This is a genomic window from Deinococcus depolymerans, assembly GCF_039522025.1.
Lineage (GTDB): Bacteria > Deinococcota > Deinococci > Deinococcales > Deinococcaceae > Deinococcus > Deinococcus depolymerans.
Genome location: NZ_BAAADB010000008.1, coordinates 108,703 through 121,166 on the forward strand (window position 1 = coordinate 108,703; position 12,464 = coordinate 121,166).

The 12,464-nt window shown below is 66.4% G+C and carries 18 protein-coding genes; 5 read left to right on the forward strand and 13 right to left on the reverse strand.

Going from position 1 to position 12,464, the window contains the following annotated elements; all coding sequences use genetic code 11:
• Nucleotides 1-5: 5 nt before the first annotated feature.
• Nucleotides 6-2,612 (reverse strand): hypothetical protein, encoded by a 2,607-nt coding sequence (locus ABDZ66_RS05720; RefSeq protein WP_343757060.1) that lies wholly within the window; start codon nt 2,610-2,612, stop codon nt 6-8.
• Nucleotides 2,609-3,079: a hypothetical protein gene (locus ABDZ66_RS05725; protein ID WP_343757062.1), complete on the reverse strand. Its 471-nt coding sequence runs from the start codon at nt 3,077-3,079 to the stop codon at nt 2,609-2,611. Before ABDZ66_RS05725 ends, ABDZ66_RS05720 begins: the two co-directional genes overlap by 4 nt.
• Before the next feature lie 386 nt (nt 3,080-3,465).
• On the opposite strand from ABDZ66_RS05725, the gene ABDZ66_RS05730 reads away from it, so the two are divergent.
• The gene (locus tag ABDZ66_RS05730; protein ID WP_343757064.1) at nt 3,466-4,395 is read left to right on the forward strand and encodes a transposase; all 930 of its coding nucleotides are present in this window, start codon (nt 3,466-3,468) and stop codon (nt 4,393-4,395) included.
• Here the strand turns inward: ABDZ66_RS05730 and ABDZ66_RS05735 are convergent.
• The 3 genes from ABDZ66_RS05735 to ABDZ66_RS05745 are packed head-to-tail and all read right to left on the reverse strand — an operon-like array spanning nt 4,382 to nt 6,819.
• Complete coding sequence (locus ABDZ66_RS05735; protein ID WP_343757066.1) at nt 4,382-4,735, reverse strand: hypothetical protein; 354 nt, start codon at nt 4,733-4,735, stop codon at nt 4,382-4,384. The two genes, ABDZ66_RS05730 and ABDZ66_RS05735, sit on opposite strands and share 14 nt — an antisense overlap.
• 12 nt (nt 4,736-4,747) lie before the next feature.
• On the reverse strand, nt 4,748-6,100 hold the full coding sequence (locus ABDZ66_RS05740) for a hypothetical protein (RefSeq protein WP_343757068.1): 1,353 nt from the start codon (nt 6,098-6,100) through the stop codon (nt 4,748-4,750).
• Nucleotides 6,097-6,819, reverse strand: coding sequence for a terminase small subunit (locus tag ABDZ66_RS05745; RefSeq protein WP_343757069.1), 723 nt, complete (start codon nt 6,817-6,819; stop codon nt 6,097-6,099). Before ABDZ66_RS05745 ends, ABDZ66_RS05740 begins: the two co-directional genes overlap by 4 nt.
• A 35-nt stretch (nt 6,820-6,854) precedes the next feature.
• On the opposite strand from ABDZ66_RS05745, the gene ABDZ66_RS05750 reads away from it, so the two are divergent.
• Nucleotides 6,855-7,064, forward strand: a complete 210-nt coding sequence (locus ABDZ66_RS05750) for a hypothetical protein (RefSeq protein ID WP_343757071.1) — start codon at nt 6,855-6,857, stop codon at nt 7,062-7,064.
• On the opposite strand, the gene ABDZ66_RS05755 is transcribed toward ABDZ66_RS05750, so the two are convergent.
• The 3 genes from ABDZ66_RS05755 to ABDZ66_RS05765 form a co-directional block, all read right to left on the reverse strand.
• The gene (locus ABDZ66_RS05755) at nt 7,042-7,260 is read right to left on the reverse strand and encodes a hypothetical protein (RefSeq protein ID WP_343757074.1); all 219 of its coding nucleotides are present in this window, start codon (nt 7,258-7,260) and stop codon (nt 7,042-7,044) included. The two genes, ABDZ66_RS05750 and ABDZ66_RS05755, sit on opposite strands and share 23 nt — an antisense overlap.
• A 344-nt stretch (nt 7,261-7,604) precedes the next feature.
• Nucleotides 7,605-8,604, reverse strand: a protein-coding gene (locus tag ABDZ66_RS05760) for an IS630 family transposase (RefSeq protein WP_343757076.1) whose coding sequence is annotated in 2 segments (ribosomal slippage) — nt 7,605-8,132 and nt 8,134-8,604 — 999 coding nt in all. Because the reading frame shifts where the segments join, the coding sequence is not laid out codon by codon here.
• Nucleotides 8,605-8,852: 248 nt separating this feature from the next.
• A complete protein-coding gene (locus tag ABDZ66_RS05765) occupies nt 8,853-9,392 on the reverse strand; it encodes a hypothetical protein (protein WP_343757078.1) in 540 nt (179 codons plus the stop codon).
• Nucleotides 9,393-9,466: 74 nt separating this feature from the next.
• On the opposite strand from ABDZ66_RS05765, the gene ABDZ66_RS05770 reads away from it, so the two are divergent.
• Entirely contained in the window at nt 9,467-9,763 is a 297-nt protein-coding gene (locus ABDZ66_RS05770) for a hypothetical protein (RefSeq protein ID WP_343757079.1), read from the forward strand.
• Nucleotides 9,764-9,768: 5 nt separating this feature from the next.
• Here the strand turns inward: ABDZ66_RS05770 and ABDZ66_RS05775 are convergent, their stop codons facing one another.
• Both ABDZ66_RS05775 and ABDZ66_RS05780 read right to left on the reverse strand, forming a co-directional pair.
• Nucleotides 9,769-10,152: a RusA family crossover junction endodeoxyribonuclease gene (locus ABDZ66_RS05775; protein WP_343757081.1), complete on the reverse strand. Its 384-nt coding sequence runs from the start codon at nt 10,150-10,152 to the stop codon at nt 9,769-9,771.
• Nucleotides 10,152-10,346 (reverse strand): hypothetical protein, encoded by a 195-nt coding sequence (locus ABDZ66_RS05780; protein WP_343757083.1) that lies wholly within the window; start codon nt 10,344-10,346, stop codon nt 10,152-10,154. Before ABDZ66_RS05780 ends, ABDZ66_RS05775 begins: the two co-directional genes overlap by 1 nt.
• Before the next feature lie 81 nt (nt 10,347-10,427).
• Here ABDZ66_RS05780 and ABDZ66_RS05785 point away from each other — a divergent pair, with 81 nt between their 5' ends.
• Together ABDZ66_RS05785 and ABDZ66_RS05790 are read left to right on the forward strand one after the other, a co-directional pair.
• Complete coding sequence (locus ABDZ66_RS05785; RefSeq protein WP_343757085.1) at nt 10,428-10,736, forward strand: hypothetical protein; 309 nt, start codon at nt 10,428-10,430, stop codon at nt 10,734-10,736.
• Between the two features lie 227 nt (nt 10,737-10,963).
• Nucleotides 10,964-11,242 (forward strand): hypothetical protein, encoded by a 279-nt coding sequence (locus ABDZ66_RS05790; RefSeq protein WP_343757087.1) that lies wholly within the window; start codon nt 10,964-10,966, stop codon nt 11,240-11,242.
• Nucleotides 11,243-11,256: 14 nt separating this feature from the next.
• Here ABDZ66_RS05790 and ABDZ66_RS05795 read toward each other — a convergent pair whose 3' ends face one another.
• The 3 genes from ABDZ66_RS05795 to ABDZ66_RS05805 all read right to left on the reverse strand — a co-directional run bounded on the left by ABDZ66_RS05795 (nt 11,257) and on the right by ABDZ66_RS05805 (nt 12,457).
• Entirely contained in the window at nt 11,257-11,385 is a 129-nt protein-coding gene (locus ABDZ66_RS05795; protein WP_343757089.1) for a hypothetical protein, read from the reverse strand.
• 171 nt (nt 11,386-11,556) lie between these two features.
• Nucleotides 11,557-11,697 (reverse strand): hypothetical protein, encoded by a 141-nt coding sequence (locus ABDZ66_RS05800; protein ID WP_343757091.1) that lies wholly within the window; start codon nt 11,695-11,697, stop codon nt 11,557-11,559.
• Between the two features lie 109 nt (nt 11,698-11,806).
• Complete coding sequence (locus ABDZ66_RS05805) at nt 11,807-12,457, reverse strand: hypothetical protein (RefSeq protein ID WP_343757093.1); 651 nt, start codon at nt 12,455-12,457, stop codon at nt 11,807-11,809.
• Between the last annotated feature and the right edge of the window lie 7 nt (nt 12,458-12,464).

Sequence of the window (12,464 nt, forward strand, 5' to 3'; positions counted from 1 at the left end):
CCAATTTAGCGCCCCAGCCAAATCCACTGAGGCACAACCGAGTATGTGAGCCGGATCGTTTCTTGCGGCCCAACCTCAACCATGCCCGATGTCAGGCCGGTGACGACGCCCGCCACGCGGATGTCCGAAACCGTCCCGCCCGACACGAACACCCGCACCGTGTAGGGATATGGGTTGCTGAACGATGTGCCGCTGGAGCTCATGGCGGGCGTGGTGAGCTGCCCCACCGGGTTGTGCCCGGCATTGTTTACGATGCTGGATTTATCACCGAACGCGATGCTGGGCGTCTGTAGGCTCACGGCCCACGTTGCCGTGTCGGTGCGTGTCGCTCCCCGTGCATCCACGTTCTCAACGCGGTAGTTGGTTGTTCCAGTTTCGACACGCACTCCGTACCGCGCCCGTTTTGTGCCTGTCCCAGCCCGCAGCCGCCCGCCGGACACCCGGATGTTGTTGTTCGGGGCAGTGCTGGACGCCAGGATAATGTGCGCGTACAGGTTATCTGCCTCGGTGCTGTTGCCCGCCCCCTCCGGGTTGATCAACTCGAAATCCGCGCAGCCGTAAATGTTCGCGCCGTGCTGGGCGTTGTTGATGAGTTTTATGCTGGCAGCGCTGCCGGTCACACGATCAATGTTGACGCCGCTGGCCTGCGAATCGCGGAACACGGTGCCCCGAATGTTTGCCGTCTGCGTCGTACCGAATCCCTCGGTGGCGCTGTCGCCTGCCAGCACGCCGACGTATGACCCCAGCTCGCCGCCGTCGAAATCGCCGCCGTCCACGACCGTGCCGACGCCCCCCGCCCACAGGCCGCGTTTGGCGCTGTTGCGAGTGGTGACGTTGCGAATCACCGTCCCGACCGCGCCGAGCGTCTGTTTCGGCGTGGCGGTCAGGTCCAGGCCGATGTCCACCCCGAAACGATTCGGGGCCGGGTTGTCGTCCGGAGAGCGGGGCCGCTGCCCGGCGTCCGTGACGGTGATGCCCTCGATGAGCGTGTCGGTCGGGGTGTAGCTGCTCAGCGCAATGTCGCGGTACACCCGGATGGCGCTGCTGCTGCTGTTCGTGGCTCGCCCGCGCAGGAACCGGACGTTTTTGCCCCCGAGGTTGCTCAGGAGTCGCGCGAACGAATCCCGCACGTCCACGTCGCTGAACTCGATGTCCTCGGTCTGATCCTGCCCGACGTGGTTGTAGCCGTCCACGGCCAGGGCATCATCCCCGGTGTTGCGGATTTTGGGGCGGCGCACGCGGATGCGCCTGCTGGCGTTGCCGATATGCACACCGTCGCTGAGCGTGTCGTACACATACGGGTCAGTGATCTCCCCGTCCTCGCAGTAGGAGAGGTTGATGGCAAATGCCCGGATGCGCGTGGCAGACGGAGCCGTGACGGTGAACCGCTGGCAGCGGTGCAGCCACAGGCCGTAGGCGTTCCCGGTCAGGTCCCGGTCTGCGCCCGTGCCAGGGATGCTGCTGATACTGCTCTGCGGCAAGCCCGCCCCGACGTGCGTGCAGAGAGGCGGCGTGAGGTCCAACTCCTGTTGCCGCTGCACCGTCAGTACGGGTTTGGTGTTGTCCAGGCCGTGCAGCACCGCGCCCGCCGCGTACATGCGCCACCCGACCCGGTAGCCAGTCGCGGGGCCGGTCCGCAGGTCGTTGACCGCGTAATGCCCCGGCTCAATGACGACGTTGCCGTAGGTGAGCAGCGCAGTCAGCGCGGCGGTCCAATCCGTGCCGGTCTGGGTGGTCAGGTCGAAATCGGGCGTGACGCCTGCCCACGCCGCGTACACGGGGCCGGTGTACTCACGCTGTGCGATCAGGCCACCCGCCAGGGCGTACGTGGTGATGCCGTCGCCCGCCTCAGCGCCCACAGCGGCCCGCACGGTCAGGGGCGTGTGCTCATCTGCGAGGCGCTGCCCCACGCCTGCCGTCACGCCCCCCGCAGCGAGGGCGGCGCGGGTGGTTTTGGTCACGCCCGCCTGTGCGCTCAGGGCCATTGGAGCGCGGGCCGTGATCGCGGCACCACTCCAGTACACCCGCTCATTGGTGCCCAGCACGCGGTATCCGCCTGCGGGTTTACCTGTCAGCGCCGCCTCGTTGGGTACGGCGGTCAGCCCCATCTCGGCCTGCTGCTGCGCGGTATCGGCGATGATATCGGCCACCGCCTGGCGCTCCGCTTCTAGGTCGAGGATGGCGTCGTTCACCCGCTGGGCAGCCTCTTCTGCCTGCGTGCGGGCCACGTCCGCGCCAGTGATCAGGTCGATCAGCGTCTGCGCCGCCACGACCGCCGCGGGGTTCGGGTCGACCGTGATGTCCAGCTCACCCGGAGCCGTCTCGTACGCCTGCAGGGGGTACCGGGCCGTCTGGCTCAGCGGGCCGGTCCCGATGGTGTACACGGCCACCAGCGGGCCGCGCAGGGCGTTGTCGTTCTGCCCGGCGCGGGGGTGCGGGAAGGTCAGTTCAGCCTGCCCGTCCATGTACTTCCCAGTCGCCCAGTCGTACGTGGCGTCCCGGTGTTTGGGGCTCAGGCCGCGCCCGGCGCCCTGGAGGGGCACGTCCCAGATCAGACGGACGTTCAGGGCGGTGCCGGCGGGAACGTCGGGGTGTCCTTTGAGTGTGGTCATCGTTGAACCTCGGCCAGCAGCGCGCGCGTCACGCGCTGCACGGTATTCAGGGTGAGGGTGAAGGCCGTGTCCCGCAGGGTCGCGCCCGTCTGGCAGCGCACCACCTGCGGCACGTCGGGGCGCAGGTCGCACAGGAACCGCCCCCGCCAGTGCAGTTGCGTCGCCAGGGGCAGCAGGGCCTCCACGGTCCTGGCGTGCTCCAGGGCTTCGGCCTCACTGCGGTACGTGTGCTCGCCGCTCAGGGTCAGCAGGGGCCGCTCGCGGGTCACGCCGTCCCCGACCGGGTACCACGTGTCGTCGAAGGGCGCGTGATCGTACTCGTACGGGTCCGTGCTTCCCAGTTCCCCCAGGGCGATCGTGGGCGGCAGGGCGAACAGCAGGCCCTGCGCGCGGCGGAACTCAAAGCACCAGCCCGGCCAGGAGGCCGGGCTGAGCGGATCGAAGAAGGTCGGGAACGTCAGGGTCATGGGGGTCTCCTGTGAGGCGCGGTCACCGGCGGGCCTCGACGGCCGCCATGGTGGCCTGCCGGTCCCGGAAGCGCACGAGTTGCTGCAGGGCGACCGCGCGCGGATCGTCGGCCTGGTCGGTCAGGGCGTGCGTGTTCACACCCTCGCTGCTTTCGATGGTGTACTCCCAGCAAGAGTTTCCACGGGCGAGAGAACAGCGACCAGAACGAAGGCCCAGGAGGCAGGGGCTTGAAATTCCCCGGTCTCATGGGCCTTGATGCGAAGTGACTATACCTCGCATCCCTAGCCTACCGCACAGCATCATCACCGCTCAGCTGAACCGGGTCACCAGCCTCAGTGGCCTCGTCCCCTACAGCACCCTGCGTAAAAGTGCCATCTCCTGGGAGATGGCGCGGGACTCCTTCGCATCGACGGAAGACCTTCAGCGTCGAGCCAGGAACGCGCCGGAAGGCGCGTTCCTGGCCATTGATTTCGTCATGGTGCCCCACGCCGGACGGACGATGGAAGGCGTCAATTACCACTACAGCGGTCAGGCACAGACCCGCCTCGGCCATCAGTTCACCTCCGCGGCCCTGGTCAGGTTCGGTGAAGATCCAGTTCCGTTGCTGGAGCGCTTCAAGGTGTCCCAGGTCCTTGAGACGACCTGTTACCCGTACCGCACCGCCACGCAGGAAATGATCCACGTTGTTCAGGATTGCCTCGCGGCCGGCATCCCCATGGCGGGGCTTCTGCTGGATGGGGAGTTTGGCCGGGACGCCGCCGTGACCTTCAGTCGCGAGCATCAGATTCCCGTCTTGATTCGTGCCAAAGCCAATATGACCGTGCAATTCGAGGGTGAGTCCCTCACCCTCGGTGCGCTGAGCCGGCAGTTCCCTCCGGAACGCTGCCACCTGTACGCGGAGTTCGGGTGGCGTGTCCGCCGCTTGCCGGTCGCCCGTGAGGTCGGTGGGTTCGATGTCCTGATCGTGTGGCGCAAGGTGCATGGGGAGTGGACGCGCTTTTTCCTGTTCAGCACGTTCGGTGGTGACGTCACGGTTCGTTCGCTGCTGCGGGCCTGGAAGGCCCGCTGGGGGATCGAGGTGATTCACCGGCTGTTCAAGCAGAACCTGGGGTTGGGACGTTGTCATTGCCGGACGATCCAGGCGCAGGAGAACTGGGTGTGGTGCGTGGTGGAGGCCTTTCACGCGGTGTTACGGGTGCGTCGGGAAGTACCGGGCATGACGTGGCGGGCCGCACAACGGCAGGCAGCTCAGAATGCTGAAAAGTACGTCCTGACCGGGATGGAGCAGGACGGACTCCTGCTTAAGGCCGCGTGACACGACATCGGCAGGGAAGTGGAAACTCTTGGTGCACGTCCCGGCGCACCACTTCCCGCAGGACGTTCGTGCTCGTGAACGACCGCCGCAGGGCCGTCTGGAATTCCGTCACGACGCCCTGCGCGCGGCGCTTGTCTGCTTCGGTGCCCTCGTCCGGGACGCGGACCATCGGGCCGCGCCAGTAGTCGAAGTTCATCTCCCCACCGCCGATCGGCACGCCGAGGTGATGCCCGCTGTACATGTGCCGCGCCTGCTGCGCCGTGGCGTTCAGGCCGCCTCTGGCAGCGTCGCGCAGTTCGCCCAGGCTGGCGGTGAGCAGGTTCAGGGTCAGGTACTTCATGCTTCACCTCCTCTAGCCGGTCCAGCCGGCCCACCCGTGCTCGCCCAGCGTCTCCGGAACGGGTGCCGGCGCGTCTTCTTCCATGAAGGCCTGCACGACCGCGTCACCCTTGTTGGTGCTGCGGCCGATGCGTTTCTTGATGTCCTTCTTCGACTCGATCAGGATCTTCCCGCCCCGCGGTTCCCACCCGACGCTGATCAGGTCCTGCACCAGCTGCTCGTCCGGCGGGAGTGCCAGGCCCAGACCGGAAACCGGATCCAGGGCTTCGCGGAACGTCCAGTACGCCTGGGCGCGGAAGTTCGCGAAGTCGTAGGTGTCCGTGCTGTCGCGCGCGTCGCTGCCCGCCCCGAAGTTGATGGGCCGCGTCCGGGCGTGCGCCTGCTTCGTGAAGTCGTACGGGCTGGTGCCCACGCCGACCACGTCCACGTTCACGAGCGTGTCCGGCCCGACTTCCGGGAGGATCAGGTCCCGCACGGACGGGCCGTCTGGGGTGCGGGAGCCGGGGATCTCCGTGACCCGCCCGAAGTACACGCCCCAGCGGGGTGAGAGCACCGTCGTGTCCTCACCGCCGCGCGCGACGTCCACCCCGAGGGCGTCCGGTGGGCGGGGCGGCTGGGTCAGGGCAGCCCAGCGCTGCTGCGCGAGGCGCACCCACGCTTCCGGAATGACCTTCAGGCCACCGCCCTGGATGTTCACGAACCTGCCGAAGATCTCCTGATCGACGAGCAGCTCGCCGCCCAGGGTGCGCATCTCCTCCATCAGCCCGGCCAGTGCCGAGGCACTCAGCCAGGGACTGTCGTGACTGGTGAACGTCCGCGTGTGGTACCCGGGGAGGGCCTGAGTGGCGCGCTGGTGCAGGTCGAAGAACAGGTTCGCGGTGCCTTTGGGCACCCCGAACGCGTACAGTTCGCTCTCCGGGAAATCCAGCAGCATGGGCAGCACGCTGTTCTGGTACAGGTACCGGCCGTTCTCCCCTTCCAGGATGATCCCGGCCTCGTTCAGCAGGACTTTGTGATACCCGAAGCCCTCCCAGTTCTCGGGGTTGTCCGCTGACCGGAAGTCGATGAAGCCGCCCGTGTCGAACCGCAGGGTCTTCTCCACGACGTTCCAGGTGTGCGGGATGCGCTGCTTCTGCAGGAACGGCAGCGCGTACCGCTCGACGTACTTGCGGATGTTCACGCTGATCGTGTCCCCCCACAGCACCGCCAGGCCCTCAAGGGCCCACTCGCACGCGGCCTGCATGCCGCCCCGGGTGAAGCCGACGCGGCGGCCCTTCGGGTAGATGAAGTACTTGCCGGGCGGGTGATCGAAGAACGCCGCGTTCTGCGCGGCGCTGTACGTCAGGTCCAGATGCACGCCAGTCATGGGGTGCCGCCCACGATGCGCCGCGTGATCTGCACCTGCACCGGCCCGCCGTCAGCGCCGCTGACCTGGACCTTGTCGGTGAACATGTTGTGCAGGCGGCCCAGCATCTCCAGAGCCTTGCTGGTGTCCTTGACGCGGTACTCGACGCTGCCGTCCCGGTTCTTCTTCAGGACGGCCATGCCGCTGATCGCGCCGGCAGCCTTGGCGGCGGCCCAGTCGATCTCGACGTCCTGACTGATCGTGGCGACGCGGACGAGCATCTCGCCGTCACCGGTGCGGCTGATCTGGTCTTCCCCGAAGTGCCCGCACAGGTCGTACAGGTCCAGGTCGTCCACGTGGCAGCCCTTGCGTTTGGCCAGCTCCCGCACCGGCTCGTGCTCACGGGCGGGCACCCAGAAGGTCCGCTCGGTTGGCGCGACATGCACGAAGGCGTCCATGTCCACGACACTGCGGGCTTCCAGGGTGAGGCGGGCGGCGACTTCGCTGCGACTCATGACGTCGTCCTGCTCCTCGAGGCGCGCGGCGATGTACGCCTTCACGCCCGCGTGACGCAGCAGGCCCCAGCCTTCACGGTGGTCGCTGTACCGCGCCTCTCGGGCCGCAGCGCTGGCGTTCAGGCGACACGGGCCGAGGTAGGCGTCCGCGAAGCGCTTCTGCTTGGCAGTGAGGGCCGCACCCAGCTCCTCAGCGGTCCTGGGTTGTGGGGCGTCGGTTTGCATGGGCGGGATCACCTCCAGAGGGTTAACGTGGATGCATGAATCAAGATCAGCAGCTGGCCTGGGCGACCGCTAAACAATTCGCATATATGCAGTACTTCCAACGACGAAACGAAGGGTTTTCCTCGGAAGAAGCGGCAAAAAAAGCTCTAAGCACGGTGGAATCGTTTTTGCTTGATGCCGGTTATGGAACCACGATGTTCAACGGTGAGAAAGAGCAACTCTTCAGCGAACTCTTGATGTCCTGATCACCGGCACTTCCCCCATCTCCGGGACGTCCCCCTGCCAGCACTCGGGCGTGAAGCCCAGCAGGTCCGGCAGGTAGAACGGCTCTCGGACGGGGGGGAACACGCGGTGCCTGGGCTCCAGCGGGGGCGGCGGGGCCTGGACAAACTTCAGGAGGCGGGTGCGCCGGGCGGCCCGCTGCTGCGCTTTCTTCGACATGAGCGGAGACCACCTCCGGGGCGGCATGAAAAAGCCCCACGCGGCGGTGGGGCGGCCCTTCCGCCTTCACTCGGGCGGGTCTGTGTTGTTGGGTGACGAGAAGGTAGCGCGGCGCGTGTGACGGGCGCGTCATGCTTTTGACTGATTGAAGCGGGGCAGCAACGTGTCGCCGTTCAGTGTGTGAGCAGGAAAAAGCCCCGCGCTGAGCGGAGCTGCCTTCCCACCTTCACCCGGGCAGGTTGGACTTTCTGGCTAGCTTCAGAGTGAAGGGCGATCAGACGCCAGAATTTCCAAGTGCATGAATGTGCCTTGAGCAGGCCTGTGGTCTTCCTATTGATAACGGTTTAAATTGAAGTCGCCGCCATGAGGCGCTGCGGCAACTGGATGTACCGAATCCTCTGCCATCCCGCACGCAGTCGTGTCCTCAGTTCCTTTGTCGTCCTGGCGCAGAAATTTCCCAAGACGTTCCGCTTCACGTAGGCCCAGACCTTCTCAATCGGATTGAACTCCGGTGAATACGGTGGCAGGTACACCAGCGAGAGCCGAGCCTGCGTCTCCACGAAGGCCGAGACGGCCTTCGCCCGGTGAATCGCGGCATTGTCCAACACCACCACCAGTTCGCCCGTCACGTGCTTCAGCAGGTGGTTCAGAAACGCCAGCACATCACCCGTCTTGACCGCTCCTGTCTGGGTCCGCTGGAGAAATTGCCCGTTCGACGTAATGGCCCCAAGCGTTGAGAGCTTCTGCCAACTGGCCGGAAGACGCACCACGGGTGTCTTCCCCCGTTGTGCCCATGTCCGTCGGAGCACGCCCTTCAGACTGAAGCCCACTTCATCGAGGTAGACGAGCGTGACGCCCTGCGCGACCTTTTTTTTCGACACCCGGGCGCGTGGTCTGCACCCAGGTCCGTACGGCCTCCTCGTTCTGTTCCAGCGCCCCTTTCCCGGGTTTCTGGGGGGAGAATCCCAGGCGATGGAGCACCTTGCGGACATGGTCGACGTGGTACCACACGCCCAGGTGCCGCCCGATGATTTCGCGGACACGAGCGGTGGTCCAGGTGGCGTCGGGAAAGCCGTGGGCCAGGGCACCCTCCTGCAGGAGGGTGCTGATCTTCTGCTGCCCCTCTGGGGTCAGGCGGGCGGGACGACCCGTGGTGGGGGTGGCCTCCAGGCCACCCTGGCGTTTGAGCCGCTCTTTCCAGGTGTAGATGGTGTGGATCGAGACGCCGAAGTGATCCGCGATCTGTTGGTTGGTGTGTCCACCGGCCTGAATCATATTCAGTGCGGCGAGTCGCCGTTCTTCGAGCTGGGCGCGGGTGTACTTGGAGGGTTGCCACGGTGCCATGTCCGGGTCAGTCTAGCAACCTAAATTTCTACCGTTATCAATAAAGGTGGGTTGGGCAGGGCTTCCGGAGTTGCACCGGCGCGGCAGGCGTTCGCCTGACACGTTCTGTTGGCCCTGACGCGTCCCGGCCGCCACGCCCCGCACGGATGGGCGTGACGACTGGGTATTGGGCCGGACTGTCACCATCCGGCAGTCTTGAAACGCAACGAAAAACCGCTCCTTTCGGAGCGGCGTTGCTTGTCTCTTGACTACTCTTGCGAGCTTACAGAAAGAGTAGCAGATTTGTTTGCAGGATCAAGCGCATGAATGATGCTCAGGGCTTCATCAGCACGGGAATCACCCAGTGTTGCAGCGAGCCTCAGTACGGCCTTGGCGTAGGCCAGAGCATCGGCGCGGTGTTGGTGCCAGCCGCGCTCCTGCACGAGCGTCGCCAGTCCTCCGCCTGCCCGAACGCGTTCCAGGAGTGGATCTGCGTTGCAGATCTCCGCGGCTGCCCGTTCGCTAACGGAGCCGTGCGGGAGGTGCAGGCGGGAGATGAACAGAACGGCGCAGGGTGGGCCGCCGTACTGGCCGATACCCACGACCTGCATGCGGCTGGTTTTGCCAGTGCGCGGTCCGCCACTGGGGACGAGTTCCCCGGCGTTGCTGGAAGTCTCCCAAGCTCGGACGGCTTGGTAGATCCGTTCCGCGTGCGCCCGGGCGTCCCGTTGCTGCTGACGGATGCTGCCCAGCGCCTGCGTGACCTCCTGACGGGCCTGCGGGCTGGTGCGGCGGCGCTGGGCAGTCACAGGAACCACCTATGCTCGCCTGTCGTACTGGTTTGGCGATGAGGCAGTCCCGAGTCCCTATCAACGTGCGGCGCATGATTCCTGCCTTGGCCGGTGCGGTTTGCCCCTTGCCGATTCTCGGCGTGCTCCTGTCGCTGAGGCCTACCTGGCTGATCCTCAGCCTTGCCCTGTACATGGTCCTGGCCGTTGGCATCGGCGCACTGGTCGCCACTACGTCCCGACGGATCCCAGGTGCGTTCGACACCACGGCGGACGAGTTTCGAATCCGGGATCACCCTGGCCGTACGACAGAGTTCCGACTGGGGTTGGTGTTTGGGCTCTGCGCCCTGCTTGCCGCCGGCGTGCTGAGCATCTTCTGGCAGAGTTTCTAGGCGGTTCACGCACTGACCTGCACTTCCACGCGGGGGTTGCACGGGTCGTACTGCGGGAAGTGGTGGTACCCGAACACGAACTTGTCTCCCTTCGGGTACAGGGCGTCCACGATGCTCTTGCGGACGTTCTCCGGGTCGTTGTGCGTCCTGTCCGCGAACCAGCACCAGATGTCCACCCGCACCGGCCTCCCCTGCGCCGGCTGAGGCAACCCAGCAGGGGCGTGCTCGCGGACGTGGTCCTTCCAGGCGTGGTACTCGTTCAGGCGCGTCCAGTTGGGCCGCGCGCCCTTCGTGTAGTACCCGACCAGCTTCGGCCGCAGTGGCTTGGTGCGGTCGATCTTCCCGGCCGTGGTGCGGGCGCAGGGCAGCGCGGGGATGGTGAAGCGCATCACGGCCGCACCGCCACGCGGTACACGCGCACGCGCTTGCTGTCCAGTTCGCCCAACTGCTCCAACTGCACCAGGAGCCTACGGGTGTAGGCGTGCGACAGGTTCAGCTTCACGGCGTAGTAATTCGCGGAATGTCCGGGCTCCTCGCGGATCAGGGCGAGCAGGTTCTGCAGAGCAGTGGTGTGCTGGCTCACCGCACCTCCTCTGCTGATCGTCCTGGCGCCCAACCGCACATTGGCACTCCTGCCCCGCTTTGCCGTGGTACGACGAGGAGCATGACCCAACAGCAACCCGTCGCACCTCGGTTTCTCTGGGTGGCAGGACCGCTCCTTCCCACCACCTGGCTGTTCGGAAGTGACACCTGGAGCGTTGAGGCTGTCGCGCTTCACCTGGTACGCACTGCGCTGGCCGCAGTCGTGGCCTTTCACTTCTGGCGCTTCCCGAACCCGGAACGCAGCGCCCGTACGAACACTGTCCTGACGGCGTTCATGGTGGCATCGGCTGTGGGAATCGCTGTCTTCGGCACCCTGTCCCTGTACTACCTGTGGCGGGCTGCTCAGATTGATCAGCTGCTGGGCGGCTAATAAGGGCGAGTCCTGGATGCCGCTTTCGGCTTTCTTCGGGGTGCTGTTGCCGTTGGTTGTCATGGGTCAGGCCCTCCCGTCGCTGGTCTGGTGGGGTGTGAGGTCGGTGGGGATGATGGGGCGGTGCTGGCCAGTGGCGGGGCTCGTGGGGTTCCCTAAGGGTTTGGCAAGGTCAGTTGAACAGTCGCTCACTGGTCTGTCCGTGGGGTGCCGGGTACGGTGGCGGCATGGTGAACGTGAGTGGTCAGGCTTGGGACGTGTGGCTGCGGTTGGAGCGTCAGGGCTGCGTGGTGGAGATGGAGAAGCACCTGCACCCGAAGTGGGATCAGGTGGTGTTTGTGGCCACGGTCCGTCGGGGGGGTGTGGCGTTGGGGGTCGGTTCGGGGAAGACGGAGCGGCAGGCGTTCCTGGCGGCGTTGATTGAGGCGGTGCAGGTGCAGGACACGCTTCGTCCGCCTGTTGTGCCTGCATCTGTGGATGTGGACAGGTTCGCCTTCCTGGCTTGAGGGTTTGCTGGTGTTCACGCCTGGACTTCCTCGGCGAGGTTCAGGACGGCTTGTTTGAGCCAGTCGGCGGGTTCGCCGGAGGCGATGGTGGTGTGGGCAGCCGTGTCGATGACGAGGGCCTGCGCCTTCGGGCTTGCGTTCACCGCACGCGCAGCGCAGCGCGTCCCAGTGACCGTCCTCGATGGCGGCCAGGAGGTCGAGTTCCGCGAGGAGTTCCGCGCGGCGCGCCTCGATGCGGGCCAGGGCAGCGGAGCGGTCGGCGTGCGTGAGGGGGGCGGCGCTCGTCGCGGCGCGCTGCCCGGCGTGGGCGGCCGTCATGACAGCACCGCCAGCAGCAGGCCGCACGCGATCAGCACGGTCAGCAGCAGCACCGGCACGGCCGGACCCTGACAGAAGCTCTGCGTGGCCGCCTTGTGCAGCACGTCGCGGGTGTAGTCGCACAGGAAGCGGGTCATGCGGGCACCGGCAGGACGCGGGTCTCGCCCACCAGGGTGCGCCGGGCGGCCGTGCGCAGCAGGTGGTCAGCACGCTGCGGGGTGCTGGGCTGCCCGTCCACCTGGGCGGTCAGGTGCCCGGCGTGATCGGCGCTGACTGCCCATCCCCTGCCCCGCCCTCGTCACCGACGCGCAGTGGCACGCCGCGCAGCGCACCCCCACCCGCAACCACGTCCGCCGTGACCCCAGCCGCTTCCCCCTCTCCGGGCGCCTCACCTGCGCGTGCGGCACGCCCCTCGTCGGGAACGCCCACAAGAGCGGCGCCGGGCACACCATCCTCTACTACCACTGCAGTCCCGACCGGCGCGGCACGCCCACCTGCCCCGCCACCGGCAAAGGCAGCAGCCTCTACCCCGTCAGCACCGTCGGCGTCGCCGCCCGCCTCGCCCTCGCCGATGCGCTGCGCGACCCCGAGACGCTCACCCGCCTCACCAACCGCCCCCAGGCTGACCCGCACGCCCCCCAGCGCACCCTCCTCGAAACCCGCCGGGACGCCCTGATCGACCTGCACCTCGAAGGCCTCATCGACCGCGCCGAATTCACCCGCCGCCGCGACGACCTTCAGGCCCAGATCCAGGTCCTCACCCCCACCAGCACCCCGATCCTCCCCGCGCCCGAACTCACCGACCTCGCGGACGGCATCCCCAGCCTCACCGAACACGAGTACATGGCACTCCTCGATGACCTCGATGTCCACTTCACAACACGAAAAGGCGCGCACGTTGAAG

Bases quoted from the DNA above. Each gene is read 5' to 3' on its own strand.
- ABDZ66_RS05720 (WP_343757060.1), bottom strand. From the start codon at position 2,612: ATGACCACACTCAAAGGACACCCCGACGTTCCCGCCGGCACCGCCCTG.
- ABDZ66_RS05725 (WP_343757062.1), bottom strand. From the start codon at position 3,079: ATGACCCTGACGTTCCCGACCTTCTTCGATCCGCTCAGCCCGGCCTCC.
- ABDZ66_RS05730 (WP_343757064.1), top strand. From the start codon at position 3,466: ATGGCGCGGGACTCCTTCGCATCGACGGAAGACCTTCAGCGTCGAGCC.
- ABDZ66_RS05735 (WP_343757066.1), bottom strand. From the start codon at position 4,735: ATGAAGTACCTGACCCTGAACCTGCTCACCGCCAGCCTGGGCGAACTG.
- ABDZ66_RS05740 (WP_343757068.1), bottom strand. From the start codon at position 6,100: ATGACTGGCGTGCATCTGGACCTGACGTACAGCGCCGCGCAGAACGCG.
- ABDZ66_RS05745 (WP_343757069.1), bottom strand. From the start codon at position 6,819: ATGCAAACCGACGCCCCACAACCCAGGACCGCTGAGGAGCTGGGTGCG.
- ABDZ66_RS05750 (WP_343757071.1), top strand. From the start codon at position 6,855: ATGAATCAAGATCAGCAGCTGGCCTGGGCGACCGCTAAACAATTCGCA.
- ABDZ66_RS05755 (WP_343757074.1), bottom strand. From the start codon at position 7,260: ATGTCGAAGAAAGCGCAGCAGCGGGCCGCCCGGCGCACCCGCCTCCTG.
- ABDZ66_RS05770 (WP_343757079.1), top strand. From the start codon at position 9,467: ATGATTCCTGCCTTGGCCGGTGCGGTTTGCCCCTTGCCGATTCTCGGC.
- ABDZ66_RS05775 (WP_343757081.1), bottom strand. From the start codon at position 10,152: ATGCGCTTCACCATCCCCGCGCTGCCCTGCGCCCGCACCACGGCCGGG.
- ABDZ66_RS05785 (WP_343757085.1), top strand. From the start codon at position 10,428: ATGACCCAACAGCAACCCGTCGCACCTCGGTTTCTCTGGGTGGCAGGA.
- ABDZ66_RS05790 (WP_343757087.1), top strand. From the start codon at position 10,964: ATGGTGAACGTGAGTGGTCAGGCTTGGGACGTGTGGCTGCGGTTGGAG.
- ABDZ66_RS05800 (WP_343757091.1), bottom strand. From the start codon at position 11,697: ATGACCCGCTTCCTGTGCGACTACACCCGCGACGTGCTGCACAAGGCG.